We start from the raw sequence: 26,653 nt of genomic DNA, 5'->3' as shown, positions 1-26,653 counted from the left end.
AGGTTCCAGCCCCGGAACGAAGGCCGGTCAGCTGTTGCGGTTCTTCTCTTCGATCCACTGGGACATGTACTGGGTGCTCTTGTGCTGGTGATGGCGCAGCATGCTGCCGGTGAAGTTGTCCCGGCGTCGGCGCGCCAGATCGGCACGACAGGCATTGATGCTGTCGGTCAGCGCCGGGCCGTGCACCTGCCGGCGAAAGCGCGCCGCCAGCAAAGCCAGCCCGGCGTCCTGGGCATCGGCCCAGCGTGCCTGATCGCTATACAGCTGTACGGCGGCGTTGGCGATGTCCTCGGCGCTCTGCGCGATGACACCGGGCCAGGGCATGCCGGCGTGCATGGCTTCGGCACCGATGGGCGTGGTGACGCTGGGCGTGCCGCAGAGCATGGCTTCGATCAGTTTGCCCTTGATGCCCGCGCCGAAACGCAGGGGGGCCAGGCAGATGCGCGCCGCGGACATGACCTGCAAGGCATCCTCCGCCCAGTTCATGATGTAAAAGCCTTGGGCCGGGTTATGCAGCGCTGCGGCCTTGGGTGGGGTGTAGGCGCCATACAGATGCAGCTGTGCACCGGGCAGTCGCTGGCGAATCAGCGGCCACACGGCATTTTTCATCCAGAGTACGGCGTCCCAGTTCGGTGCATGGCGGAAATTGCCGATGCTGAGGAAGTGCGCCCGTTCTTCGAACGGCACGAAGGCTTGCTCAGGCAGGTCGAGCATCAATGGGCACCAGAGCAACAGCTCACGGGGCACCTTGAAGTGCTCCACCAACAGTTCGATCTCGACTTCAGACACCATCAGGTTCAGGTCACACCGGTACAGGGCGGCAATCTCGCGCTTGGCCAGGTCGGTGTCGGCCATCAGCTCGAATTCTTCGCGCAGGGCGGGGGCGAACAGGTCGCTGAAATCCTCGCAGGTTTCATCGGCTTTCAAGCGATCCTTCAAGCGCTGATGTCGCGCGTGGCGCAGGCTTTGCAGGTCGGAGGTTTCCAGCACGCGCAGGGCGTCGGGGCAGTGCTTCTCGACTCGCCAGCCAAACTGTTCTTCCATCATGTACTGGTCGAACAGGACGACATCGGGCGCGAGTTCGCTGATGAATGCGTCAAAACTGCTGTTATTGAGCTCGATCGGTACCTCGCGGATGCCCAGGGCGATCAGGTCGGCGCGGTTTTCCCCGGGCCTGGCGGGGCTGCTGAAAGTGATGTCCCAGCCTTGCCCGAGAAAAGCCTCCAATAACTGCATGACATGCCCACCGGCCGCCGATGAGCGTGGCTCGGGCCAGACATAGCCGATCACCAGGACCTTGGTGGCGGTGGGATGAGACATGAGGGACATTCCTTGAGGCGGGTCAGGCGCGGTCGGCGCGCGGGGCGCCGATAGTGACCAAGAATGCGCCTGGGCTCAAGAAAGAATCTTTTTGACCTTGTCGCGTAGTTGGTCGATGGAGAAGGGTTTGCCGATCACGTTCATGCCTTCCGGCACATCGATGCTTTCGGCATAACCGCTAGCGAACAGGATCGGCAGCCCGGGCCTGGCCAGTTGGGCCCGTTTCGCCAGCTCGCGGCCGTCCATGACCGGCAGGCCGACGTCCGTCATCATCAGGGCGATGGGCTGAGCGTCATCGTTCAGAAACTCAAGTGCCTGCTCGCAGCCGTCAGCTTCCAAAACCTTGTATTCCAGTTCTTCCAGCACATCGACAATCAACATGCGCACGATGTTGTCGTCTTCGACTACCAGGATGGTGGAGGGGGTGTCAGAAGCGGGGACGGACATAATAGACTTCTCGGAAGATGGAATCGGTAGGGGCGCGGCAAAAAGTAGCCGTATGCATGAGTAAGTAGCGAAGCGGTACAAGTTCCCGAGGTTGTACAAGAAAGGATCTATAGTACAAGAGCTGACAAGGATAGTCGCATCCTTATGACCCGGTCGTACCGTCAGGAAATTGTGGCATTGCCTTGTCAGATGTGTGGATCCAACCCGTATTTTTGGGCAAACTCCATCGTCTTCAATTGTCCACCAAGGCCTTTTCCATGACTCCTTCGTCTTCGGTCGACGAACAAAGTTTTCGCAAGCTCCTGAGCCGCAATATCAGCCTGCCGCTGGGCATGGGTGCACTCAGCGCGGTGTTTTTCATCGTGTTGATCACTTATCTGCTGTCGGTGATCCAGTGGGTCGGGCACACCGATCGCGTCATCAACAATGCCAATGAAGCGCTGAAGCTGAGCGTCGATCTGGAAACCGGCATGCGCGGTTACCTGCTGAGCGGCGACGAGCATTTCCTCGACCCTTACGAGGTGGCCAAGCCGCGCATCGCCGTGGCCCTGGATACATTGTTGGAATTGACAGCCGACAATCCCGTCCAGACCGATCGCCTGCGTAAGGTCCAGGCACTGCAGACAGAATGGGCCAACTATGCCCAGAGCATGATCGACCTGCAGCGCAGCAGCGGTGATTACCGCGGCGCGGTGAAGAAGGGGCGTGGCAAACGGTTGACGGACGAGATCCGCACGACCTTCGAAGACATCGTCGAAACCGAGCAGCAGTTGCGCGCCGAGCGCAACGAGCAGGTGCGCACCACGACGCTCTGGAGCATTGCCCTGTATTTGCTCTTCGTCGCGGCCATCAGCGGGTTGCTGGCCTACGTGGGGCGGCGCGATCTGTTGGCCCTGTCGAGCAACTACAGCGCGAGCCTGAAAGTCCAGCAAGAAAGCGCCCTGCATCTGGAAAAGCAGGCGTGGTTGCGCAACGGCCAGACTCAACTGGCCGAGCAGGTGCTCGGCCAACTGACGCTGAATCTTTTGGGGCGCAACATTCTGCAGTTCTGCGCCCAGTACCTGGGCAGCGTCGTTGCCGCACTGTATGCGCGGGAGGAAAACGGCGTGCTCAAGCGCATCGCCACCTATGGCATGTCCCGGGAAGACGACGAACAGCACCAGATGGTCATGGACGGCGAAGGCATCGTCGGGCAGGCCGTGCGCCAAGGGCGGCTCATCCGTCTGGATGACGTGCCAAGTGATTACCTCAAGGTCAGCTCAGGGCTCGGCCAAGGGCTGCCTAACTGCGTGATGGTGGTGCCGACCCGTGACGACGACCGCATCAATGGTGTCATCGAGCTGGGCTTCCTGCGTCCCCTGACCGGGCGGGACATCGAGTTGCTGGAACTGGTGGCCGGCAATATCGGCACCTCCATCGAAGCGGCCCGTTACCGTCAGCGTCTGCAGGAAGTATTGGCCGAAACCCAGCAACTCAACGAAGAGTTGCAGGTGCAGCAGGAAGAACTCAAGACGGCCAACGAAGAGCTCGAGGAACAGTCGCGCATCCTCAAGGAATCCCAGGCCCACCTGGAAGCCCAGCAGCAGGAGCTGGAGCAGACGAACGAGCAGTTGGCCGAGCAGCGCGACGCCATGGACCAGAAGAACAGCGAGTTGAACCTGGCCCAGATCCAATTGCAGGAGCGCGCCGAAGAGCTGCAGCGTTCGAGCAAGTACAAGTCCGAATTTCTCGCCAACATGTCCCATGAGCTGCGCACGCCGCTCAACAGTTCGTTGATCCTGTCCAAGCTGCTGGCGGAAAACCCGCAGAGGAACCTCAGCGACGAACAGGTCAAGTTTGCCGAATCGATCTACTCCGCCGGCAATGACTTGCTGAACCTGATCAACGACATCCTGGACATTTCCAAGGTCGAGGCCGGAAAACTCGAGGTGCGCCCGGAAAACACCAGCGTGCCTCGCCTGGTCGAAGGGCTGCGGGACATGTTCAAGCCGCTGGCGGCAGACAAGGGCCTGAGTTTCGAGGTGCAGTTGCAGCCTGACGCGCCGTCGATGCTGTATACCGATCGCCAGCGCCTGGAGCAGGTACTCAAGAATCTTTTGTCCAATGCGGTGAAGTTCACCGAGCAGGGTTCCGTCTGCCTGACTATCACCGGCCAGCCCGGCTCGGGTATCGCGTTCATGGTGCGCGACTCGGGGATCGGCATCGCCGCCGACCAGCAGCAGAGTATTTTCGAGGCGTTCCGCCAGGCCGACGGCACCACCAACCGGCGTTACGGCGGCACCGGCCTGGGGCTGTCGATTTCCCGCGACCTGGCGACGTTGCTCGGCGGCTCGATCTCGGTCTCCAGCGAGCCGGGGCAGGGCAGTGTGTTCACGCTGGTGATGCCTGGGCGTTATGTCGAGCCAGGGGAGGCGCCTGTCGCACCGATGGCGTTCACCCCGACGACCACTGCCCCGGCTCATGTGCCGGCTCCGACACTGGTCGCCGAGGTGGAAACCCCTGTGCCGCAATTTGCCGATGACCGGGACAAGGCGCCTTTCGCTACCCGTTGCATTCTGGTTATCGAAGACGAACCAAAGTTTGCCCGGATCCTGTTCGATCTGGCCCATGAACTGGGCTATCAGTGCCTGGTCGCCCATGGCGCTGACGAAGGCTTTGACCTGGCCTTGCAACTGAGCCCGGACGCGATCCTGCTGGACATGCGTTTGCCTGACCATTCCGGGCTGACCGTGTTGCAGCGGCTCAAGGAGCAGGCCCAGACCCGGCACATCCCGGTGCACGTCATTTCCGTCGAGGACCGCGTCGAAGCGGCGATGCACATGGGCGCGATCGGTTATGCCGTCAAACCGACGACCCGAGAAGAGCTCAAGGACGTTTTCGCGCGCCTGGAAGCCAAGCTGACCCAGAAGGTCAAGCGCGTGCTGCTGGTGGAAGACGATGACTTGCAGCGCGACAGCATTACCCGGCTGATCGGCGACGATGATATCGAGATCACCGCGGTCGGCCTGGCCCAGCAGGCGCTGGATCTGCTGCGCACGCATGTCTATGACTGCATGATCATCGACCTCAAGCTGCCGGATATGCTCGGCAATGACTTGCTCAAACGCATGTCCAGCGAAGAGATCTGCTCGTTTCCGCCGGTGATCGTCTACACCGGGCGCAACCTGACCCGTGATGAAGAAGCCGAACTGCGCAAATACTCGCGCTCGATCATCATCAAGGGCGCGCGCTCGCCGGAACGCTTGCTGGACGAAGTCACACTCTTTCTGCACAAAGTCGAATCGCGGTTGTCCCATGAACGACAGCGGATGCTGCAGACCGCCCGCAGCCGCGACAAGGTTTTCGAAGGCCGCAAGGTGCTGCTGGTGGACGACGATGTGCGCAACATTTTTGCCCTGACCAGCGCCCTGGAGGCGAAAGGCGCCGTCGTGGTCATCGGCCGTAACGGTTACGAAGCGATCGAACGGCTGAACGAAGTCGAGGATATCGATCTGGTGCTGATGGACGTGATGATGCCCGAGATGGACGGCTTTGAAGCCACCGCGCTGATCCGCAAGGACCCGCGCTGGCGCAAGTTGCCGATCATCGCCGTGACCGCCAAGGCCATGAAGGATGACCAGGAGCGCTGCCTGGCGGCGGGCTCCAACGATTACCTGGCCAAGCCGATCGACCTGGATCGCCTGTTCTCACTGATTCGCGTGTGGTTGCCGAATATGGAAAGAATCTAGTGGAACGAAACACTGACATCGAACTTCGTTTGTTGATCGAAGCGATCTATCTGAAGTACAGCTACGACTTTCGTGACTATTCCGGCGCCTCCATCAAGCGCCGGGTCCTGCATGCGTTGAATCAGTTCGAATGCAAGACCATCTCGGCCTTGCAAGAGCGCGTACTGCACGACCCGAGCGCGTTCATGCAATTGCTCCAACTGCTGACGATTCCAGTCAGCGAGATGTTTCGCGACCCTGCGCACTTCCTGGCCATTCGCGAGGAAGTGGTGCCGCTGCTCAAGACGTATCCCTCGATCAAGATCTGGATCGCCGGCTGCAGCACCGGTGAAGAGGTCTACTCCATGGCGATCCTGCTGCACGAAGAGGGGCTGTTGGACCGCACTCTGATCTACGCCACTGACATCAATCCGCGTTCACTGGAGAAAGCCAAACAAGGCATTTTTTCCTTGGAGAATGTCCGGGCCTACACCCAGAATTACCAGCTCGCCGGAGGCCGGCGTTCGTTTGCCGACTACTACACGGCCGCCTACGATTACGCCATGTTCGACAAAACCCTGCGTCAGAATGTGACCTTTGCCGATCACAGCCTTGCGACGGACAGCGTGTTTTCCGAAACTCAGTTGATTTCATGTCGTAACGTATTGATTTATTTTAATAAAAAGCTGCAAGATCGCGCATTTGGACTGTTTCATGAGTCCCTCTGCCATCGTGGTTTTCTGGTGTTGGGCAGTAAGGAAACACTGGATTTTTCGGCTTTCGGCAAGCAGTTCGAGCCGTTGGTCAAACAGGAACGGATCTATCGCAAGTTATGAGCCCAATGACGGACAGATCCAGGCCCCTGATCGAGGCCATCGTAGTCGGCGCTTCCGCCGGAGGCGTCGAGGCGCTGCTCAACATCTTCACGCCTCTGCGCAAGGGCTTCAGCCTGCCTGTCCTCGTGGTGCTGCATTTGCCCGACGAACGTAACAGCCAGTTGGCCCAGGTGTTTCGTCATCGCCTGGCAATACCCGTCGAAGAAGCCCGGGACAAGCAGGACATACGCCCGGGCACGTTGTATGTCGCAACGCCCGGTTATCACCTGTCGATCGAGGCTGATCGCAGCCTGTCACTGAGCCTAGAAGCGCCGGTGCACCATTCGCGGCCATCGATCGACGTGTTGTTCGAGTCGGCCGCCGATGTCTATGGTCCTCGTCTGCTGGCAGTGGTCCTGACCGGTGCCAACAATGACGGCGCCAGGGGGTTGGCCAGGGTGAAAGAGCTGGGCGGCATCACCGTCGTCCAGGACCCGAAGGAGGCACAGGTTTCCACCATGCCCGAAGCGGCGCTTACGTTGCATGAGCCCGACCATATCCTAACTTTACAGGGCATCGGCCAGTTGCTGGCCGGGCTGGAATGAACCACATGCCAAGAGATATTCAAGCCAAACTGCTGATCGTCGACGATCTGCCTGAGAATCTGTTGGCCCTGGAAGCGCTGATCAAGCGCGAGGACCGCGAGGTCTTCAAGGCCTTGTCGGCGGATGAAGCGCTGTCGCTGCTGTTGCAACACGACTTTGCCCTGGCGATCATTGATGTGCAGATGCCGGGCATGAACGGATTCGAATTGGCCGAGCTGATGCGCGGCACGGAAAAGACCCGCAGCATCCCGATCATTTTTGTCAGCGCCGCCGGCCGCGAGCGCAACTATGCATTCACCGGCTATGAAAGCGGCGCGGTGGATTTCCTGCACAAGCCGCTGGACACCCACGCGGTCAAAAGCAAGGTCAGCGTGTTCGTCGAGCTCTATCGCCAGCGCAAGGCGATGAAGGAACAAGTGCTAGCTCTCGAGCAGAGTCGCCGGGAGCAGGAGCAATTGCTCCAGCAGTTGCAAGCCACCCGTGGCGAGCTCGAGCAGGCGGTGCGTATGCGGGACGATTTCATGTCGATCGTCGCCCATGAGGTTCGTACGCCGCTTAACGGCCTGATCCTGGAAACGCAGTTGCGCAAGATGCACTTGGCGCGCGACAACGCCTCGGCGTTCACCCTGGACAAGATCAAGGCGATGGTTGAACGCGATGAGCGCCAGATCAAAAGCCTGATCCGCTTGATCGAGGACATGCTGGACGTGTCCCGGATTCGCACCGGGAAGTTGTCCATCCGTCCGACCCGCTTCAACCTGACGGCGCTGGTGGAGAACCTGCTGCGCAACTTCCAGCCGCAGATCGCTGCCGCCGAATGCTCCGTGAGTTGTACCGCCGAGCCTATGGTGGAAGGGCACTGGGATGAGTTTCGCATCGAGCAGGTGGTCTCGAACCTGCTGACCAACGCGTTGCGTTATGGCAGCAAGAGCTCGATCGAGGTGCGCGTCTACCAGACGCCCGACCACGCCTGCATCGAAGTGCAGGATCACGGTATCGGCATCAGCGAAGAGAACCAGAAACGCATCTTCCAGCAGTTCGAGCGGGTATCGTCCAAGGCCGCCACCGCTGGCCTGGGGCTGGGCTTGTTCATCTCCGAGCAGATTGTCACCGCCCATGGCGGTATCATTACGGTCAATAGCCGCCTCAACGAAGGGGCGTTGTTTCGCGTTTGTCTGCCTTTTCAGAAAACTGGCGAACGGACGCAACCTCTGAGTGGCCCCAAGGTCGTATCAGCAGCTATTGATCCAACAAAGGCTTCTCATGAGTGAAGATGCGCAAGACGTTGTACTGATTGTCGAGGATGATCCGTCGATCCTGATGGTGCTGTCGGCCTACCTGTCTGGCGAAGGATACCGGGTGCTCCAGGCTGAAAACGGCGAGCAGGCGTTCGAGATTCTGGCGAGCAAGCCTCACCTGGACATGATGATTACCGACTTCCGTCTGCCGGGGGGGATTTCCGGGGTGCAGATCGCCGAGCCTGCGGTGAGGTTGCGTCCGGACCTGAAGGTCATCTTTATCAGTGGGTATGCTCAGGAAGTGCGCGAGACCGATAGCCCCATCACGCGTAAGGCGCCGATTCTGGACAAGCCGTTTGATCTGGATGTGTTGCAGAAGATCATGCAGGGGATGTTGTCGTAGTTCAGCCGGTTGTTTGGGCTTCAATGGGTGTATATCCGTTTCTTCGGTAACGGCTACTTAGGGTTCCGCCCTTACGGCGGGTCACTTTTTTCAGACGCCAAAAAAGTAACCAAAAAGGCTTTGCCCCACCACTCGGTGCCTCGCCAAGGCTCGGCATGCCCTCACTCCGGCATTGCTCCGTGGGCCCGCCGCGAAGGGCCGTCCCTGGCCCAGCGCGGCTATCCCGGCATCCATGCCGGGATGCCCACTCCACAATGCCTGCGTTCGGCCAGCGTGGTTAACGGGGCGCTGAGATCAACATCAAAAGCACAGCAAGAGCAAGAGCAACAGCGGGTACATGCAAGCATTTGCGTAGCTAACCCACCGCTATCGCGAGCAAGCTCGCTCCCACATTGGACCTTCGACAGACACAGGCCTCACGGCACACAGCAATCCCTGTGGGAGCGAGCCTGCTCGCGAAGGGGCCAGTCCATCCAACATCATCATTGACTGACCCACCGCTATCGCGAGCAGGCTCGCTCCCACATTGGATTTTGGACAGACACAGGCCTCACGGCATACGGCAATCCCGTGGGAGCGAGCCTGCTCGCGAAGGGGTCAAACCTTGATCATCTCCCGCACCTTCGCCGTCAACAGATCAAACGTGAACGGCTTGGTGATCATCTGCATGCCAGGGTCGAGGAAACCACCGCGCACCGCCGCGTGCTCGGCGTAACCGGTAATGAACAGCACTTTCAGATCGGGGCGGATCTGCCGGCCGATTTCGGCCAGTTGCCGCCCATTCATGCCGGGCAGGCCCACATCGCTGATCAACAGGTCGATGCGCTGGTTCGATTGCAGGATCGGCATCGCCGCGTTTGCGTCGCCGGCCTCGACGAAGGCGTAGCCCAACTCGCTCAGCACTGCGCTGACCAACACCCGCACCGCCGCATCATCTTCGACGATGAGCACGGTTTCGCCATCCTGCGCATAAGGCGCCTGCTGGGTGACGGCGGCTGGTTCGTGTATCTCCTCACCCACAAAGCGCGGCAGATAAAGGTTCACGGTGGTGCCTTTGTCGACCTCGCTGTCGATGGTAACGTGGCCACGGGACTGCTTGCTGAAGCCATAGATCATCGAAAGGCCGAGGCCGGTGCCCTGGCCGATCGGCTTGGTCGTGAAGAAAGGATCGAACGCACGGTGCATCACCGATTCCGGCATGCCGCATCCGCTATCCTGCACGCTTAACACCACGTAGTCCCCGGGCTCCAGGTTGGTGTAGGCGTCGGTGAAGCCGGTGTCCAGGTAACGATTGAACGTCTGCACCAGCAGTTTGCCGCCACCCGGCATTGCATCGCGGGCGTTGAGCACCAGGTTGAGCAGGGCGCTTTCAAGTTGATTGGGGTCGGCTTCGGCGATCCAGAGCTGCTCGTCCAGTTGCATTTCCAGGCGGATGCTCTCGTTGAGGCTACGCTGCAGCAGCTCGCCCATGGACAATACGAGCGTGTTCATTTGCACAGCCTTGGAGTCCAGCGATTGCCGCCGGGAAAAGGCCAGCAGCCGATGCGTCAGGCCTGCCGCCCGGTTGGCCGAGGTCACGCCCAGGTCGATCAGGCTGTCCAGGTCTTCGGTGCGGCCGCGGGCCAGGCGTCGGCGCAGCAATTCGAGGCTGCCGATGATGCCGGTGAGCATGTTGTTGAAGTCATGGGCGATCCCGCCGGTCAATTGGCCGACTGCTTCCATTTTCTGCGACTGGCGCAGGGCTTCTTCGTTATGACGCAGCTGGGCGGTGCGCTCCTCGACCTGTTGTTCCAAGGTTTCGAGGGTCGTTTGCAGGCGCAGCTCGCTGTTGCTCAGGTCGATTAGCCGGTCCCGCGCTTCGTATTGCCTGCGGCGTCCGCGCAGCGCGGTGGTCACCAGGCTGACGAGCGTCACCGGATGGAACGGACGCTCCAGGAACGTCACGTTGCCCAGCTGCACGCCGATGCGTGCCACCGGGTTCTGCTCCGGGCCACCGTGATGAGTCAGCAGGACAATTGGCAAGTCGGACCAGGCCGGCTGCTGTTCGATGTGCTGGAACAGGGTTTCCAGATCCGGCCCGACCAGGGCTTCCGATGAAATCACCAAAAGGCCTGCACCTTGCCCCAATTCTTCGCATAAATGGCCCAGATGACTGCAAACGAGGCCGTTGAAACCGGCTTCCTTTAGAATCATCAGGGCAATCTGGCTGTCCCGTCCGAGCGGCGCGAGAATCAGCGCCCGCTCGGACAGTGGCTCGGCCGACGTCACGGAGTGCCATCCTCAAGCAACGGGTTGTCCGCACCCATATAGGTCGGTACGCCACGCAACACGCCTTGGAATGCTTCCAGCGGTTGGCCGATGGTCATGCCCAGCTTGCTGATGCGATATTCACGGATAGTCGACTCATGGGCGCCGGTGCGCTTCTTGATAACGGAAACCGCCCGGCGAACCTTGCCCAGCGCTTCGAAGTAACGCAGCAGGATGACGGTGTCGGCGAGGTAGGTAATGTCCACTGGAGCCTGCATGTCGCCCACGAGACCATGCTGCGCGACGGTCATGAAGGTCGCCGCGCCTTTGCGGTTGAGGTAGAGCAACAGCTCATGCATATGCAAGACCAGGGCGTTTTCTTCCGGCATGGCGGCCTGGTAGCCGTTGATGCTGTCGATCACGACGGTTTTGATGTTGCCGTCACTGACGCAACGCCGCACGCGATGGGAAAACTCACCCGGAGACAACTCCGCGGCGTCGACCTGCTCGATCAGCAGGTTGCCGGTTTTTTGCAATTCGTGCAGATCGATGCCGATGTTTTTCATGCGCTCGAACAGCAGCCCCAGCTCTTCGTCGAAGATGAACAGAGCGGCTTTTTCTCCGCGGCGTACGGCAGCTGCAGCAAAGATCAACGAGATCAGCGATTTGCCGGTACCGGCCGGACCGAGAATCAGCGTGCTGGAGCCGGTCTCGATGCCACCGCCCAACAGGGCGTCCATTTCGGCGATTCCGCTGGACAGCTGTTGACGCAAGTACTGGCCACGATGCTCGGCGGCCACCAGGCGAGGGAAGACGTGCAGGCCGTCGCTCATGATGGTGAAATCGTGGTAGCCGCCACGGTATTTCTGCCCGCGATACTTGACCACCCGCAGCCGGCGCCGTTCGGCACCGTAGTTGGGGGTCAGTTCCTCGAGGCGAATGACTCCGTGGGCCACGCTGTGCACGGTCTTGTCCAGGGATTCAGTGGTCAGGTCATCCAGGAGCAGGACCGTGGCGTCATAACGCACGAAGTAGTGTTTGATCGCGAGGATCTGCCGACGATAGCGCAGAGAGCTCTGCGCCAGCAGGCGGATCTCCGAAAGGCTGTCGAGCACGACCCGGGTCGGCTTGATGCGCTCCACCACTTCGAAGATCTGCCGGGTCGCTTCCCCCAGTTCCAGGTCGGAGGAATACAGCAGGCTCTGCTGCTGATCGGCGTTGAGCAGGCTCTCGGGCGGGGTCAGCTCGAAGATGTGGATGCTCTCATCGAGCGTCCATCCATGGGAGGCCGCGCCCTGACGCAATTCACGCTCGGTTTCCGACAGCGTGATATACAACGAGCGTTCGCCGGCCTTGGCGCCGGCCATCAGGAAATGCAACGCGACCGTGGTTTTACCGGTACCCGGCTCTCCCTCCAGGAGAAACACGTGACCCCGGGACAAACCACCGGAAAGGACATCGTCCAGCCCTTCGATCCCGGTGGCGGCTTTTGCGCTGATCGACTCGTTAGATGTAATCAAAAATAACCCTCTCATGACTAGGGAAGTGGGCAGCAGGCGGGGTATCGCCTGAAAATGAACTGCCTGAACACTTGACCTTTGGCAGTGATGGCGGTTCCGCTTCCTTTGACAAAACGCGCACTGCTGCACAACTTTCCACCCGCGCAAATGGGCCTACAGGCCTTGTTGTATCGCCGGGTCGTCAGGGTTCAGTTGTTCCAGTTGGGCCAATAAAACCTGGACATGCTGTAACTGACCGGTCTCCTTCCAATAATTGATCAGCAATACCCGCGCCTTGCGATCGGCAGGGTAGCGCTGGACGATTTCCTGTAGCTGCTTCTGCGCGGCTTCCACCTCCTGCTCGGCGTGCAAAGTGGTCGCCAGGTCATAGCGGTAGTGCCGGTTCTCAGGCTCAAGCTCCACCGCTTTGGCCAGGCCAAGCACGGCGTATTCGGTCTGCCCGTGCTGGAGCAGCCACATGCCCAGCGCATGTTGCAGATAAGCCGATGCCGGCTGGGTTTGCAACTGCCGGGCGAGCAGTTGGCGTGCAGCTTCGGCCTGGCCTTGTCGGTCCAGCACATCGACCTGCATGACCAGCGCCGGCAGGTTGTCCGGCTGCAGGCGCAGGGCCTGCTCCAGCGCCTGCTGGGCTTTTTTCAGATCAGCGTTATGCAGGTACAGCCGGGCGAGCTGATAGAGCGACTCGGTGGTGGGCGGAGCGTCGTTGAGTACCTGCTTCCAGGTGTCGGCGGCGATCTGCATCGCGCCGAAATACAGGCCCAGTTCATCTGGCGAAAGACCCAGCAGGGCATTCACGGCGGCAAACCGGACGTCCGGCTCGTTGTCCTCCAGGAGCGGGCCGAGCAACAGGCTGCGCTGGGCGTTCGGCACCAGCCCGACGATGCTGTCGATGGCCGCGTGGCGCACCTGCGGCGATTCGCTGTGCAAGTCCGCTTGCGCCAGTTTCAGGGCCTGGGGGCTCGGGTAGTTGGGCAGCTCGGCGTGCAAGCGTACGCGGCGCTTGGGTGAGAGGTCCGGGCGTCCCAGTTGCTGGTAAAGCATCCGCGCCGCGCCGGGCTGCCCGTTGCGGGCGTTGTCCAGGGCCTCACTGTAACCACGCTTGATTGCTTCGGGGATTTGCGGCGTGGTGCTGCGTAGCCATATCGCGACGAGACCGATGACCAGGACGACGGCGAGGCTGAGGAGCAGATAGCGGCGAGACGAGGACATTCAGGTAATCCATAACCAGAAGCGTGAAGTGTCGCAAGCTTCGGTCAGGTCCGGGCTTGAGTCAAACCTGAATAGCGGTGGGGGATCTGTGGGAGCGAGCTTGCTCGCGATGACGGTGGGACAGGCAATGACATTTCATCGCCAGGAACCCGATATATCAGACAACCCTGTGGCGAGGGAGCTTGCTCCCGCTGGCCGGCAAAGCCGGCCCTGGCTGTCTTCAGGCAGACCGCGTCAGCCGATTTTGCGACTGCTGCGCAGCCGAGCGGGAGCGAGCTCCCTCGCCACGGGGTATCTGGGCTGGCCTCATTGCGAGCAGGCTCGCTCCCACAACAGGCTTTTCCAAGAGCGCTGGTCGATAAACAAAAAAGCCCCGCGACCGAATGAGACGCGGGGCAAAGGGATTGGTTGGTTGCGGCCAACCAAAGGAGCTCGGTTGGGGAGGGCTCAGTTGCTGGCGACGGTTTCCGGTTGCCAGCCGCCGCCCAGGGCCTTGTAGATCGCGACGATGCCGCGATACAGGTCCACTTCGGCCTGGGCCTGGCTGTCCTCGGCGGCGAGGCGTTCACGCTGGGCGTCGAGCAGCACGAGGAAGTCCTCGGTGCCTTCGCGGTAGCGAATCTCGGCCAGGTCGGCGGCCGCGCGGCTCGATTCGCTCTGGCGGATCAACGAGATCAGCCGCTGTTGGCGTTTGCCGTAATCGCTGAAGGCGTTTTCCGATTCTTCCAGGGCCAGCAGCACTTGCTGTTCATAGTTCGCCAGGGCGCCATCAGCCTCGGCGCTGGCACCGCGCAAGCGCGCTCGCACACTGCCCAGGTCGAACGCGGCCCAGGTAATGCTTGGACCCAGCGCCCAGGCATTGGCCGCCGAGGAACCGATTTGCGAACCGCGTCCGGCGGTGAAGCCGAGGAAACCGCTGAGGCTGACCCTTGGGAACAGGTCGGCCTTGGCCACGCCGATGCGCGCCGTGGCAGCCGCCAGTTGACGCTCGGCACTCAGGACATCCGGACGGCGTTGCAGCAGTTGACCGGGGTCGCCAATCGGCAGGGCCTTGGCAATCGCCGGCAGCTGTTTAGGGCTCAGGTCCACGCTCAGCTTGTCCGGACGCTCGCCCAGCAATGTCGCGATGCGGTTGCGCTGGCGCGCCTGTTCGGCTTGCAGTTGCGGCACGCTGGCTTCCACCGCGGCCAGGCGCGCATCGGCACGCACCACGTCGAGCTGATCGCCGACGCCGGCATCACGCAGGCTTTCGGTGATCTTGCGCGACTCCTGCTGGTTCTGCAGGTTGGCCAGGGCGATTTTTTCACGCAGTTGGGCGCCGCGCAGCTGGCCGTAGGCGTCCACCAGTTCGGCGATCATGCTCACCTGCAACTGATAGAGATCGGCCTCGGCGGCCTGCTGGTCGGCATCGGTCGCTTCCAGGTTGCGCTGGATGCGGCCGAACAGGTCCAGTTCCCAGGCCATGTCCAGGCCCAGGTCATAACGCTCGGAGTTGACCCGGTCGTCGGTCTGCCCCATCGGGTTCTGGCCTTTGCCCAGCTCGCTACTGGCGCGGCTGGTGATGGTCGGCATGGCGTCATTGCTGGCGTCGTCGCGAATCGCCCGGGCGGCCCGCAGGCGGGCGAAGGCCACGCGCAACTCGCGGTTGCCGTCCAGGGAGCGAGTCACCAACGCGTTGAGGGTCGGGTCGTCGAACTGCTGCCACCAGATACCTTCGAACCGCGCGCGGTCGAAGTTCTTCTGACCGGCGGCGCCGTCGGTGGCGGCGGTGATGTTGGCCGCCTCCGTTTTCGGTGCCTGGTAATCCGGGCCCACGGCGCAGGCGCTTAACGCCAGGACCAGCAGGCTCGGCACGAACGCTTTCAAACTCATTGTTGCGCCTCCAGTTTCAAGGCCCGGGCCGCTTTGCGGGCCTCGCTGCGCTCGACGAAGTTACGGATCAATACGTAGAACACCGGGGTCAGCAGCAAGCCGAAGAAGGTCACCCCAAGCATGCCCGAGAACACCGCGACACCCATGGCGTGGCGCATTTCCGCACCGGCGCCGCTGGAGAGCACCAGGGGCACCACGCCCATGATGAAGGCGAAGGAGGTCATCAGGATCGGCCGCAGACGCAGGCGGCAAGCTTCCAGTACCGCAGCCAGCGGGGTCATGCCTTCGAGCTGTTTATCCTTGGCGAACTCGACGATCAGAATCGCGTTCTTGCAGGCCAGTCCGACCAGTACGATCAAGCCGATCTGGGTGAAGATGTTGTTGTCGCCACCGGAGAGAATCACCCCGGTAATCGCCGACAGCAGCGTCATCGGTACGATCAGGATCACCGCCAGAGGCAGGCTCCAGCTTTCGTATTGGGCCGCGAGCACCAGGAACGCCAGCAATACGCAGAGCGGGAACACGAACAACGCGGTGTTGCCCGAAAGAATCTGCTGGTACGTCAGGTCGGTCCACTCGTACGTCATGCCGTTGGGCAATTCGTCCTTGAGCAGTTTCTCGATGGCTTTTTCAGCCTGGCCGGAGCTGTAGCCCGGGGCGGCGGCACCGTTGATTTCAGCGGTGATGAAGCCGTTGTAGTGCATCACGCGGTCCGGCCCCGAGGTGTCGCTGACCTTGATGAAGGTCGCCAGCGGGATCATCTCGCCACGGTTGTTGCGCACCTTGAGCTGGCCGATCTGGTCCGACTCGAGGCGGAACTGTTGCTCGGCCTGGACGTTGACCTGGTAGGTACGGCCGAAGCGGTTGAAGTCGTTGGCATACAGCGAACCCAGGTAGATCTGCAGGGTGTCGAAGATGTCGCTGACGGCTACGCCGTGGGTCTTGGCTTTTTCACGATCGATGGCGGCATCGACCTGAGGCACGTTCACCGTGTAGCTGGTGAACAACCCGGCCAGTTCCGGCACGTTGTGGCTCTTGGTGATGATGTTCATGGTTTCTTTGTACAGCTCGTCGTAGCCCAGGTTGCCCCGGTCTTCGATTTGCAGGCGGAAACCACCGATCGTGCCCAGGCCCTGTACCGGCGGCGGCGGGAAGATCGCCATGTAGGCTTCCTGGATCTCCGAATACTGGCCGTTCAACGCACCAGCGATGGCACCGGCCGACATACTCGCGTCCTTGCGCTCATCAAAAGGCTTGAGGGTCACGAAGACGATGCCGGCGTTCGGGCTGTTGGTGAAGCCGTTGATCGACAGGCCCGGGAAGGCCACCGCGCTTTCAACGCCCGGCTGCTTGAGGGCCATTTCGGACATGCGCTTGATCACGTCTTCGGTGCGGTCCAGGCTCGCGGCGTCCGGCAGTTGCGCGAAGGCCACCAGGTATTGCTTGTCCTGGCCAGGCACGAAACCGGTTGGCGTGTTGGAGAAACCGAAGAAGGTCAGCACCATCAAGCCTGCGTAAACGATCAGGGCAATGCCGCTGCTGCGGATCACGCGGCCGACGGTGCCCACGTAACCGTGGCTGGCGCGGTCGAAGAAGCGGTTGAACGGACGGAACAGCCAGCCGCCGAAGATCTTGTCGAGGAGCCGCGAGAAACGGTCCTTGGGCGCGTCATGGCTCTTGAGCAATACCGCGGCCAGGGCTGGCGACAGGGTCAGCGAGTTGAACGCCGAGATCACCGTCGAGATGGCAATGGTCAAGGCAAACTGTTTGTAGAACTGCCCGGTCAAGCCGCTGATGAAGGCGGCGGGAACGAACACCGCACACAGTACGAGTGCCGTGGCGATGATCGGCCCGGTCACTTCGCCCATAGCGCGCTTGGTGGCTTCCACCGGCGTAAGCCCGAGGCCGATGTTCCGTTCGACGTTCTCCACCACCACGATGGCATCGTCCACGACGATACCGATGGCCAGTACCAGCCCGAACAGCGACAGCGCATTGAGTGAGAAGCCGAACAGGTGCATGACCGCGAATGTACCGATCAGCGACACCGGCACTGCCACCAGCGGGATGATCGAGGCGCGCCAGGTCTGCAGGAACAGGATCACCACCAGCACCACGAGGATCAGCGCTTCGAACAGGGTATGCACCACCGCTTCGATGGAGCCGCGCACGAAGATCGTCGGGTCATAGACGATGCTGTAGTCCATGCCGGCCGGGAAGCCTTTTTTCAGCTCATCCATTTTCTCGCGCACATCGTTGGAAATCTGGATGGCATTGGAACCCGGGCGCTGGAAGATCGGGATCGCCACCGCCGGCTGGTTGTCGAGCAGCGAACGCAGGGCGTATTGGCTGGAGCCCAGCTCCACCCGGGCGATGTCTTTCAGGCGAGTGATTTCACCATTGGCGCCGGAACGGATGATGATGTTCTCGAACTCTTCTTCGCTGACCAGGCGACCCTGGGTGTTGACCGAGAGTTGGAACGCCTGGGCATTCGGCGCTGGAGGCGCGCCCAGGGCACCGGCGGCAACCTGGCGGTTCTGCTCGCGGATCGCCGTGACAACGTCGGTAGCGGTCAGATTGCGCGACGCGGTCTTGTTCGGATCCAGCCAGACCCGCAGCGAATAATCACCCATGCCGAACAACTGCACATCACCGACGCCGCCGAGGCGCGCCAGCTCATCCTTGATGTTGAGCAAGGCGTAGTTGGACAGGTAAAGCATGTCGTAGCGTTTGTCCGGCGAGGTCAAGTGCACGACCATCGTCAGGTCGGGCGACGCCTTGTCCACCGTGATGCCGATCCGGGTCACTTCCTCCGGCAACTTGGGCTCGGTGCGGGTGACGCGGTTCTGCACCTGCACCTGGGCGTTGTCCAGGTCGGTGCCCAGGGCGAAGGTGATGGTCAGGGTGATCTTGCCGTCGGCGGTGGACTGCGAGGACATGTAGAGCATGTTCTCGACGCCGGTGATGGCTTGTTCCAGAGGCGCGGCTACGGTTTCACCGATGACCTTGGGGTTGGCACCGGGGAAGTTGGCGCGCACGACCACGGTCGGCGGCACGACTTCGGGGTATTCGCTGATCGGCAGCTGGAACAACGAGATCGCACCGGCGATCAGGATCAGCAGCGAGAGCACCGCTGCGAAGATCGGCCGCGAAATGAAGAACTGGGAAAATTTCATCTTGAGTTCAGTCCCTTAGCCGCGTGGGGACGCAGAGGCCAGTTTGCCTGCGGAGCCGGACGCTGCCTTGTTGGGCGCGACCTGGGGCAGGTTGCTGGCTTCGAGCGCTTTACGTTGTTGTGCCAGGGCGGCGAGGGTTTGCTCGCTGGCCATCGGCACGGTTTCAGGCGTGACCGGCGAACCCGGACGGGCCCGTTGCAGTCCCTTGACGATAATGGTGTCGTCCTTGCTCAGGCCGTTGCGCACGATACGCAGGCCTTCGATTTTCGGCCCCAGCTCGACGGCGCGGTACGCCGGCTTGTTGTCGGCGTCCATCACCAGCACGAATTTCTTGCCCAGGTCGGTGCCGACGGCTTCGTCGTTGATCAGCACGGCAGAGTAGGTGCCGCTGCCCACCAGTTTCAGTCGGGCGTACAGGCCAGGGGTGTAGGCGCCGTCCTTGTTGTCGAACACCGCGCGGCCACGGATGGTGCCGGTCTGCGGGTTGACCTGGTTGTCGACGAAGTTCATCTGGCCCAGGTGCGGGTTGCCTTCCTCGTTGGACAGGCCCATGTAGACCGGCGTGGCCTGGCCGCGCTGGCCCTGGCGGGCGAGTTGGGTGTACTTGAGGAAGACGCGCTCGTCGGCGTCGAAGTAGGCGTAGACCTTGTCGGTGGAGACCACGCTGGTCAGCGGCGTGACGTCGGCGGTCACCAGGTTGCCGGCGGTGATTTCCGCCCGGCTGACACGGCCGTTGATGGGCGAGGTGACCCGGGTGAAGCTGAGGTTCAGCTTGGCCAGGTCCAGTTGCGCCTGGATGCCGGCCACGGCGGCGCGGGCTTCCTGGGCTGCGGTGGTGCGCGAATCCGCCAGTTCAGCGGAAATCGCATTGCTCAAACGCAGGCGTTCGCCACGCTGGGCCTCGTTCTCGCTGCGGGTCGCGGTGGCGCGAGCCTGGGCCAGTTGGGCTTCGAGACGACGCACTTCAGCCTGGAACGGGCGCGGGTCGATCTGGAACAGCAGGTCGCCTTTCTTGACCAGCGCGCCTTCGGTGAAGGCCACTTCATCGATCTGCCCGGAAACCCGCGGGCGGATCTCGACGGTTTCCGGCGCTTCGAGGCGCCCGGTGAACTCGTCCCATTCGTTGACGGGTTGCTCCAGTACCTTGGCCACACTGACTTTGGCCGCCGGCATCGAAGCTGCCGTGTCGGGGGTCTTGCCGCACGCGCTGATCACCAGCACTGCCAACAGTGCCAGGGGAAAGCGCAATTTAGAAAGTGAATGTTCCATGGATAGCATCCGCCAAGTGTATTGAGATGGGCGGATGATGCGTGGCAAGGCTGAAAGGAACGAATCGAATGAAGCAAAGGTAACTATCATTCGGAATGATATAAGCCATTGATGAGCCATGGCATACGGCAACTGTGTAGTGGATCGGTGCCAGCCGGCTACTTAGTCAGGCAGATAAACCTCACGTATCCGCTTGATCGTGCCGTCCTTGCGCAGGGCCTCCACGGCTCCACGCAAGTCTTCGACAATTTTTTCGGAGCAGCGCCTGGAACACGCCAGATAGAGGTCGGCACTGCTGCCAACCGGGCTCATCAGCAGTTTGCGCCTGGACACCTTCGGCCAGATGTAGCGACTCTCCGGAACACCGTTGAACCAGGCATCGATACGTCCCATCAACAGCATCTGGGCAGGGTTGTCACCGATGGCCAGCGGATAGATCTGTTCGTCGCTGAAGCCTTCGGCGCGCAGGATGTCCTCTTGTGCACTGCCCAGGCCGACGCCGATCTTGCGGTAGGTTGCTTTCGCCTGGGCGAAACTGGTGACCTGCCGGTCGAGGCTGAAGAAGGCGCGCTCCATGGGCATGATCGAAGCGATCCAGGTGAAGCGCTCCTCGCGCACAGGAATGCGCGACAAGGGAGCTATCAGGTAGTCGTGTTCTTCGCTGACATGTTTCTGTGCCCTGGCCCAGGGCAGCAGGTGGATCTTTGGCGTATACCCGGCCCGGGTAATCGCCTGCACCGCGACGTCACCGACGATGCCGTACCCCCTGGGGTCGTTGATGAACGTCAGCGGAGGTGCGTCCGGGATGTGCAGCTCAATGACCTGCGGCTCACCGTACGCTGGATGGATAACCCATGCCAGCAGTAACAGGCAGAGCCGGGCAAACACTTTGGGACGGCCATTCAATACGCGCGGGATCCGGCTCATGATCGATACTTCAGGCATTAAAAGGGGGGGGGCGCCATCCTACCTGTCCGGCGCCGGGAACATGTCGCAGGCCAATGCACGGAGGCCGCGTTTCCCTGACTGGTCAATCGTCTTGCCCGGGCGTCTCTTATTGTCGTCTGGCCTGGGCGCGTGTTCCTGTAGGTATAGATCATCCTGCCGATGGGGGACGCAAACAGGTTAGTCTATTTTGATGTCGATCAAAATCAAAAATCTTGACGTCTATGATTATGGTCATCATCATAGGTTCGCCCGACACGCACCGATGCCGGGCCAACCAGGCAGCCGAGGAAAACTTCATGACCACCACTAAACCCGTAGCGTTGGTGACTGGCGCTTCGTCCGGCATCGGTGAGGCCATCGCCAACAAGCTGGCATCCGCAGGCTACACCGTCTATGGCACCAGTCGCCGCGGAACCCGCGGTGAGCATCAGCCCTATGCGATGCTGGCGCTGGACGTGACCGACGACGCCAGCGTCGAAGCCGCCGTCGCCGAGCTGCTGCGCCGGGAAGGGCGCATCGATTTGCTGGTCAACAATGCCGGCTTCGGGCTTGCTCCGGCCGCGGCGGAAGAAAGCTCGATCGAGCAGGCCAAGGCCGTCTTCGATACCAATTTCCTCGGTGTCGTGCGCATGACCCGCGCCGTTGTGCCCCACATGCGACGTCAGGGCAGCGGTCGAATCATCAACATCGGCTCCATTCTTGGTGTCGTATCCGTACCTTATGTAGCGCTCTACGTGGCCAGCAAACATGCGGTGGACGGCTATTCCCAAGCCCTGGATCACGAGTTGCGTACCCATGGCATCCGGGTGGTCGTCATCGAGCCCGGCTATACGCGCACGGCCTTCGAAAGCAACAGCCTGCAGGCTGACGCCAAGCTGGACGTGTATGAGGACATTCGGGTTAAGGTAACGAAGGTCGTCAACCAGGCGATGGCGACCGCCGAGGGCCCCGACGTGGTGGCTGACGTGGTGCTCAAGGCTGCTCGCGCCGAGCGGCCGAAGCTGCGTTACACCGCCGGCAAGACAGCCGCGCAGCTGCAGTTCATGCGTCGCTTCGCGCCGGCTGGCGTGCTGGACACGGGCATCCGCAAGGCCCTGCAGCTCGCATGAATTGCCAGCCGGGCCAGCGCCCGCATTCGCTGCGTTGGCCCCGACCCGCTCAGAATGAAGAGGAAACCAACAATGACCTTCAAAGCGCTGCTTTGCACCAAAACCGCTGACGTGATTTCCACCAGCCTGGTCGACTTCAAGGATGAGGACCTGATGGCCGGCGACGTCACCGTCGCGATCGAGTACTCCACCGTCAATTACAAGGACGCCTTGGCGCTCAGCGGTCGCACACCCGTGATCCGCCAATTTCCGCTGATTCCTGGCATCGACTTTGCCGGCGTTGTCGAGAGTTCCAGTCATGCCGGTTTCCAGGCTGGCGATCGGGTGCTGCTCAACGGCTGGGGGCTGAGCCAGACCCACCACGGCGGCTTTGCCCAGAAGGCGCGCGTGAGCGGCGACTGGCTGGTGAAGGTTCCGGAGGTTTTTTCGACCCGCCAGGCCATGGCCATCGGCACCGCCGGCTACACCGCGATGCTCAGTGTGTTGGCCCTGGAGCACGGTGGCCTGACGCCTGAGCGTGGCGACGTTCTGGTGACCGGCGCCAACGGCGGCGCGGGCTCGGTTGCAATCGCACTGTTGTCCGGCCTGGGCTATCGGGTGATTGCCTCGACCGGCCGTCAGGAAGAAGCCGATTATCTGCGCGATCTGGGTGCCTGCGAGATCATCGATCGTCATACCTTGTCCGAGCCGGGTGCTCCGGTTGCCAAGGAGCGCTGGGCCGGCGTCATCGATTCGGTCGGTAGCCATACCCTGGTCAATGCCTTGGCACAGACTCGATATCGTGGCGTTGTCGCCGCTTTCGGCCTGGCCCAGGGGGCGGATCTGCCCGGCTCGGTGCTGCCCTTCATCCTGCGCAACGTGACCCTCGCCGGTATCGACTCGGTGAACGCTCCGCAAGATGTTCGCCTGCAGGCATGGGCGCGACTGGCCCGGGATCTCGACGTGAACAAGCTCGCCCGGACCACCCAGGTCGTCGGCCTGGCGCAGGTTCCGCAGGTCGCCGCTCAGGTGTTGGAAGGACAGGTGCGTGGCCGTACGGTCGTGGATGTGAACGCATAACCAAGGCCTCCCGCGGTGTCCGACGAGGGTTTGCAAAGCCGTCAGAGCATGCGGCGCAGCACGTCGCTTCGGGGATCGCGGTCGAGGAACCGGTGCTTGAGCGCGCCGGCAACGTGCAGCAGGATCAGGCCGAGCAGCGTGTAGGCAAGCACCTTGTGCAGCCACTGGAAGACGACGAACCAATCGTCATTTTTGCCAAGCAGCTCCGGGAGGTTCACGCCAAAGAAGAACACCCCGTCGCTCATCGTGTAGGTGCTCGACATCGAATAGCCCATCAACGGCACGATCACCAGCAGCGCATACAAGGTACGGTGGGCGAGTCTTGACGAAACCCGTTCATAGCGCGCCAATGATTCCGGCGGCTGCGGCAGCCTGGGGGTTCGCATGCGCAAGACGATCTGGACCAGGACCAGCAAGAATGCCAACACCCCGAACGATTTGTGCCACGGATAATAAAGCTCGTATTTGCTCGCCACCTCGTCATCCAGCCCGGTCATGTGCCAGCCTGCCCAGAGCAGGCCTGCGATGAGCACGGCGCGCGCCCAATGCAGGAGTCGCAGGGACGTAGGATACCGATCAACAGGTGTTTGATTTGCCGGATGCATCGCGGTCTCTCCATCGGTAACAAAAATGCACCTGAGCGACCCTCGGCTAATCAGCGCATCGAGGGTCGCTTGGTCAGTGCAGGGATGGCTGTCAGGTGGGCAGTAATACGGTGATGACTTTCTCTTCGGTGTAGGCCAACGCGCCAGCAAATCCGCCCTCACGGCCAATGCCGCTGGCTTTCACCCCGCCCCACGGCAGGTTGGCATCCAGCGGGCTCCAGCAGTTGACGCCCACGGCGCCGGCCTTCACCGCGCCAGCCACGCGATGCGCCTTTGCCAGGTCATTGGTCCAGACCGTCGCCGCGAGGCCGTAAGCCGAATCGTTGGCCAAGGCAAGAGCCTCGTCTTCGCTGTCGAAAGTGATCACGGTGCCGACCGGGCCGAAGATCTCGTCCCGGGCGATCGCCATGTCATTGCGTGCATTGGCAAAGATGGTCGGTTGGACAAACCAGCCCCTTTCGGGCGTCGATACGCCGCCAGCCAACAGCGTGGCACCTTGCTCGATACCCAGTTGGATGTACCGGTTGACGCGCTCGAACTGGGCTTTTTTGGCCACGGGGCCCATCTGTACGTCGGCTTTCCGAGGATCACCGACCTTGACCGCCCGTGCGGCATCGGCAAGCGCCGCGGCGAAGCGCTCGGCGATGCCGTGCTGGACCAGGATGCGCGAGCCGGCCGCGCAGATCTGTCCCTGGTTGACGAACAGGCCGAGCGAGCAGCCGTGCAACGCATCGTCGAAGGGTGCGTCGTCGAAGACAATCTGCGGACTCTTGCCGCCCAGCTCCAGGGCGACGCGCTTGAACAGCACACCGGCGGTGCGCTGGATTTCGCGACCCGCTTCGGGGCTGCCGGTGAAGCTGATCTTGGCGACGTGCGGGTGTTCGCACAGGGCACGGCCGACTTCATCGCCGTAACCGGTGACCACGTTGATCACCCCGTCGGGGAAGCCCGCTTCCTGGGCCAGCGCCACCAGGTGCAGGGCCGATTGCGGGGTTTCTTCCGAAGGCTTGATGACCACCGTGCAGCCTGCCGCGAGTAACGCAGCGAGCTTCCAGACGGTGATCATCAGCGGCGAGTTCCAAGGGACGATGGCGCCGACCACGCCTACCGGCTCGCGCACCGTATACGACAGGGTCCTGGTGCCGAAATAACCGCCGGAGGGGATGGTCCGGCCCTCCAGCTGATTGGCCCAGCCGGCGGCGGCGCGCAGATTCGCAACGGCGTTGGGGATGTCCATTCGGCGGGGTTCGAGGGGGGAGCGGCCGATGGCATTGGCGTCGAGGTCGGCGAGCTGTTCGGTGTCGCGCTCGACCAGGTCAGCCAGTTTCGACAGCAGTCGCGCGCGCTGGGCGCCGTCGAGCCGACTCCAGGCGCCACGCTCAAGTTGGTCGAGCGCAGCGTTCACCGCACGGTCGACGTCCTCGGCGGTGCCGCGTGCGGAGCTGCCGTAGGCCTGTTCCGTCACTGGGTCGACGAGGGGGATGCGGCGACCGTCGGAGGCTTCGAGGGCCGCGCCTTCGATGAAGTGCTTGAAGTGCTGGGTCATTTTGCGATCCGTAATAAGGTGAAGTGGACGGTCATGCCTTGAGGGTGGCCAGGGCGTCGCCAAAAATGTCCAGGGCCTTGAAGAACATCGAGCGTGGGATCGTCAGCGAAGGCATCACCCGCATCACGTTGCTGTAGCGACCGCAGGGAATCATCAGTACGCCGTGGTTCAGCAGGTAGCCCATCAGTTGGCCGATCCTGGCCGGCGCCAGCGGCGCCTTGGTGACCGGGTCCTCGACCAGCTCGATGCCGATCATCAGGCCACGACCGCGTACCTCGCCGATGAAAGGGCTGTCGAAACCGCGGATGCGTTCCTGTGCTTCCAGCCCAAGCGTGTGGGCGCGGTTGAGCAGGTCGAGCTCAGGGTCCTGGAGGATGCTGATATTGGTCAGCGCCACTGCCGCCGAGAGTGAGTTGGCGGCAAAGGTATTGGGCACCGAGCCATCAGGAATCGCCGCCGCCAGGTCCGAGCGCATGATCAGGCCCGCCATCGGCAGGTCGCTGCCGATGCCCTTGCCGAAGGTGAGCATGTCGGGCTTCACGCCTGAATGTTCGACCGCCCACATCTTGCCGGTGCGTCCCGCGCCGGACTGCACTTCATCGACGATCAGCAACGCGCCACTGCGGTCGCAGGCCTTGCGCAACAATTGCAGGAACTCTGGCGACGGGGGCACGTAGCCGCCTTCGCCCTGGACCGGTTCGACGATCACCGCGGCCACGTCATCGGCCGCTGTGTAAGGGGTGTTCAGCAAGTAATCCACGTATTCGCCGGCGATCTGCTCGGCGCTTTTGTGCGTGGTGTCGAAGGGAAAACGATAGGCGTAAGGGTAGGGCGCATGAATGACTCCGCCCATCTGGGCACCGTAGCCCTTGCGGTAGGCGGTGCCAGTGGTCAGCGCGCCCGAGGCGTTCCAGACGCCGTGATAGCCACCGTGGAAAGCGATGATCTGGTGCCGCCCTGTAATGCGCTTGGCGAACTTGACCGCGGCCTCCAGTGCGTCGCTGCCGCTTTGCGTGAAGAACGTTATGCAATCGCCGCGCAACCCGTCGGGGGCGATTTCGGCAATCTTCGCCGCCAGTTCGGTGCGCCGGGTACTGTTCACTTCCAGGGCGTGCATCAGCACTTCGGACTGTTCACGGATCGCTTGCACCACCTTCGGATGGCAGCGGCCTACGCTGCTGACGCCCACGCCGGCGGACAGGTCGATATAGGTGTTGCCATCGGGGTCCTTGAAGGTCGCGCCAAAAGCCCGGTCCATGGCCACGGGCATGCGTCCGCCACCGCGCGCCATCGACTCGGTACGCGCCGATATCGCCATGGCCTCGATGGTCCTGGGGCCGGGAATGGCGGAGGTGATCCGCGGCGCATCCGCAAAATGCAAGGATTCAAGCTTGGCTTCACTCATGACGGTCTCTCAGGATGTCGGTTTCAGTGTCCCGATCATCCCCGTCGCCCGTGCGCGGCCGGTAGCCCGAATCGGCACATTGGCCGGCCATCCCGCAGCGGTCCGGCAGGAGTGCTGAAAGCTAACCAAATAAATTTGCAGAATTCTCCTATC

The 26,653-nt window shown here is 61.7% G+C and carries 19 protein-coding genes; 7 read left to right on the top strand and 12 right to left on the bottom strand.

Features of this window, described 5'->3' with window-relative positions; translation table 11 throughout:
- Positions 1–27 precede the first annotated feature (27 nt).
- Entirely contained in the window at positions 28–1,320 is a 1,293-nt protein-coding gene (locus tag J3P91_RS15410; RefSeq protein ID WP_434573889.1) for a glycosyltransferase, read from the bottom strand.
- Between the two features lie 75 nt (positions 1,321–1,395).
- A complete protein-coding gene (locus tag J3P91_RS15405; protein WP_434573892.1) occupies positions 1,396–1,767 on the bottom strand; it encodes a response regulator in 372 nt (123 codons plus the stop codon).
- Between the two features lie 257 nt (positions 1,768–2,024).
- On the opposite strand from J3P91_RS15405, the gene J3P91_RS15400 reads away from it, so the two are divergent.
- The 5 genes from J3P91_RS15400 to J3P91_RS15380 are packed head-to-tail and all read left to right on the top strand — an operon-like array spanning position 2,025 to position 8,535.
- Entirely contained in the window at positions 2,025–5,495 is a 3,471-nt protein-coding gene (locus J3P91_RS15400; protein WP_434600948.1) for a response regulator, read from the top strand.
- Entirely contained in the window at positions 5,495–6,310 is an 816-nt protein-coding gene (locus tag J3P91_RS15395; RefSeq protein ID WP_434573896.1) for a CheR family methyltransferase, read from the top strand. Before J3P91_RS15400 ends, J3P91_RS15395 begins: the two co-directional genes overlap by 1 nt.
- Positions 6,307–6,894, top strand: coding sequence for a chemotaxis protein CheB (locus J3P91_RS15390; protein ID WP_434600947.1), 588 nt, complete (start codon positions 6,307–6,309; stop codon positions 6,892–6,894). The genes J3P91_RS15395 and J3P91_RS15390 overlap by 4 nt, the downstream gene beginning before the upstream one ends.
- 5 nt (positions 6,895–6,899) lie before the next feature.
- Positions 6,900–8,165: a hybrid sensor histidine kinase/response regulator gene (locus J3P91_RS15385; protein WP_434600946.1), complete on the top strand. Its 1,266-nt coding sequence runs from the start codon at positions 6,900–6,902 to the stop codon at positions 8,163–8,165.
- Positions 8,158–8,535 (top strand): response regulator, encoded by a 378-nt coding sequence (locus J3P91_RS15380; RefSeq protein ID WP_434573902.1) that lies wholly within the window; start codon positions 8,158–8,160, stop codon positions 8,533–8,535. Before J3P91_RS15385 ends, J3P91_RS15380 begins: the two co-directional genes overlap by 8 nt.
- 597 nt (positions 8,536–9,132) lie before the next feature.
- On the opposite strand, the gene J3P91_RS15375 is transcribed toward J3P91_RS15380, so the two are convergent.
- The 7 genes from J3P91_RS15375 to J3P91_RS15345 form a co-directional block, all read right to left on the bottom strand.
- A complete protein-coding gene (locus J3P91_RS15375) occupies positions 9,133–10,803 on the bottom strand; it encodes a response regulator (RefSeq protein ID WP_434600945.1) in 1,671 nt (556 codons plus the stop codon).
- Positions 10,800–12,302, bottom strand: a complete 1,503-nt coding sequence (locus J3P91_RS15370) for an ATPase domain-containing protein (protein ID WP_434600944.1) — start codon at positions 12,300–12,302, stop codon at positions 10,800–10,802. The genes J3P91_RS15375 and J3P91_RS15370 overlap by 4 nt, the downstream gene beginning before the upstream one ends.
- A 153-nt stretch (positions 12,303–12,455) precedes the next feature.
- Positions 12,456–13,511 carry a tetratricopeptide repeat protein gene (locus tag J3P91_RS15365; protein ID WP_434600943.1) on the bottom strand — a complete coding sequence of 352 codons (1,056 nt, stop codon included), beginning with the start codon at positions 13,509–13,511 and terminating at the stop codon, positions 12,456–12,458.
- A gap of 447 nt (positions 13,512–13,958) precedes the next feature.
- Positions 13,959–15,383, bottom strand: coding sequence for an efflux transporter outer membrane subunit (locus J3P91_RS15360; protein WP_434600942.1), 1,425 nt, complete (start codon positions 15,381–15,383; stop codon positions 13,959–13,961).
- Entirely contained in the window at positions 15,380–18,559 is a 3,180-nt protein-coding gene (locus J3P91_RS15355) for an efflux RND transporter permease subunit (protein ID WP_434600941.1), read from the bottom strand. Before J3P91_RS15355 ends, J3P91_RS15360 begins: the two co-directional genes overlap by 4 nt.
- Positions 18,560–18,574: 15 nt before the next feature.
- Complete coding sequence (gene mexE / locus J3P91_RS15350; RefSeq protein ID WP_305500743.1) at positions 18,575–19,828, bottom strand: multidrug efflux RND transporter periplasmic adaptor subunit MexE; 1,254 nt, start codon at positions 19,826–19,828, stop codon at positions 18,575–18,577.
- A 162-nt stretch (positions 19,829–19,990) separates the two neighbouring features.
- A complete protein-coding gene (locus J3P91_RS15345; protein WP_434600940.1) occupies positions 19,991–20,755 on the bottom strand; it encodes a substrate-binding periplasmic protein in 765 nt (254 codons plus the stop codon).
- A gap of 317 nt (positions 20,756–21,072) precedes the next feature.
- Here J3P91_RS15345 and J3P91_RS15340 point away from each other — a divergent pair, with 317 nt between their 5' ends.
- Both J3P91_RS15340 and acuI read left to right on the top strand, forming a co-directional pair.
- The gene (locus J3P91_RS15340) at positions 21,073–21,885 is read left to right on the top strand and encodes an oxidoreductase (protein WP_434573913.1); all 813 of its coding nucleotides are present in this window, start codon (positions 21,073–21,075) and stop codon (positions 21,883–21,885) included.
- Between the two features lie 72 nt (positions 21,886–21,957).
- A complete protein-coding gene (acuI, locus tag J3P91_RS15335; protein ID WP_434573915.1) occupies positions 21,958–22,944 on the top strand; it encodes an acrylyl-CoA reductase (NADPH) in 987 nt (328 codons plus the stop codon).
- Between the two features lie 41 nt (positions 22,945–22,985).
- Here the strand turns inward: acuI and J3P91_RS15330 are convergent, their stop codons facing one another.
- The 3 genes from J3P91_RS15330 to J3P91_RS15320 form a co-directional block, all read right to left on the bottom strand.
- Complete coding sequence (locus tag J3P91_RS15330) at positions 22,986–23,549, bottom strand: cytochrome b (RefSeq protein ID WP_434600939.1); 564 nt, start codon at positions 23,547–23,549, stop codon at positions 22,986–22,988.
- 91 nt (positions 23,550–23,640) lie between these two features.
- Positions 23,641–25,095 carry an aldehyde dehydrogenase family protein gene (locus J3P91_RS15325; protein ID WP_434600938.1) on the bottom strand — a complete coding sequence of 485 codons (1,455 nt, stop codon included), beginning with the start codon at positions 25,093–25,095 and terminating at the stop codon, positions 23,641–23,643.
- Positions 25,096–25,126: 31 nt separating this feature from the next.
- Positions 25,127–26,500 (bottom strand): aspartate aminotransferase family protein, encoded by a 1,374-nt coding sequence (locus J3P91_RS15320; RefSeq protein WP_434600937.1) that lies wholly within the window; start codon positions 26,498–26,500, stop codon positions 25,127–25,129.
- Between the last annotated feature and the right edge of the window lie 153 nt (positions 26,501–26,653).

Source organism: Pseudomonas sp. Z4-7 (assembly GCF_051131965.1).
In the GTDB taxonomy this organism is placed as follows: domain Bacteria; phylum Pseudomonadota; class Gammaproteobacteria; order Pseudomonadales; family Pseudomonadaceae; genus Aquipseudomonas.
This window is presented reverse-complemented; position numbering and strand designations above follow the sequence as displayed.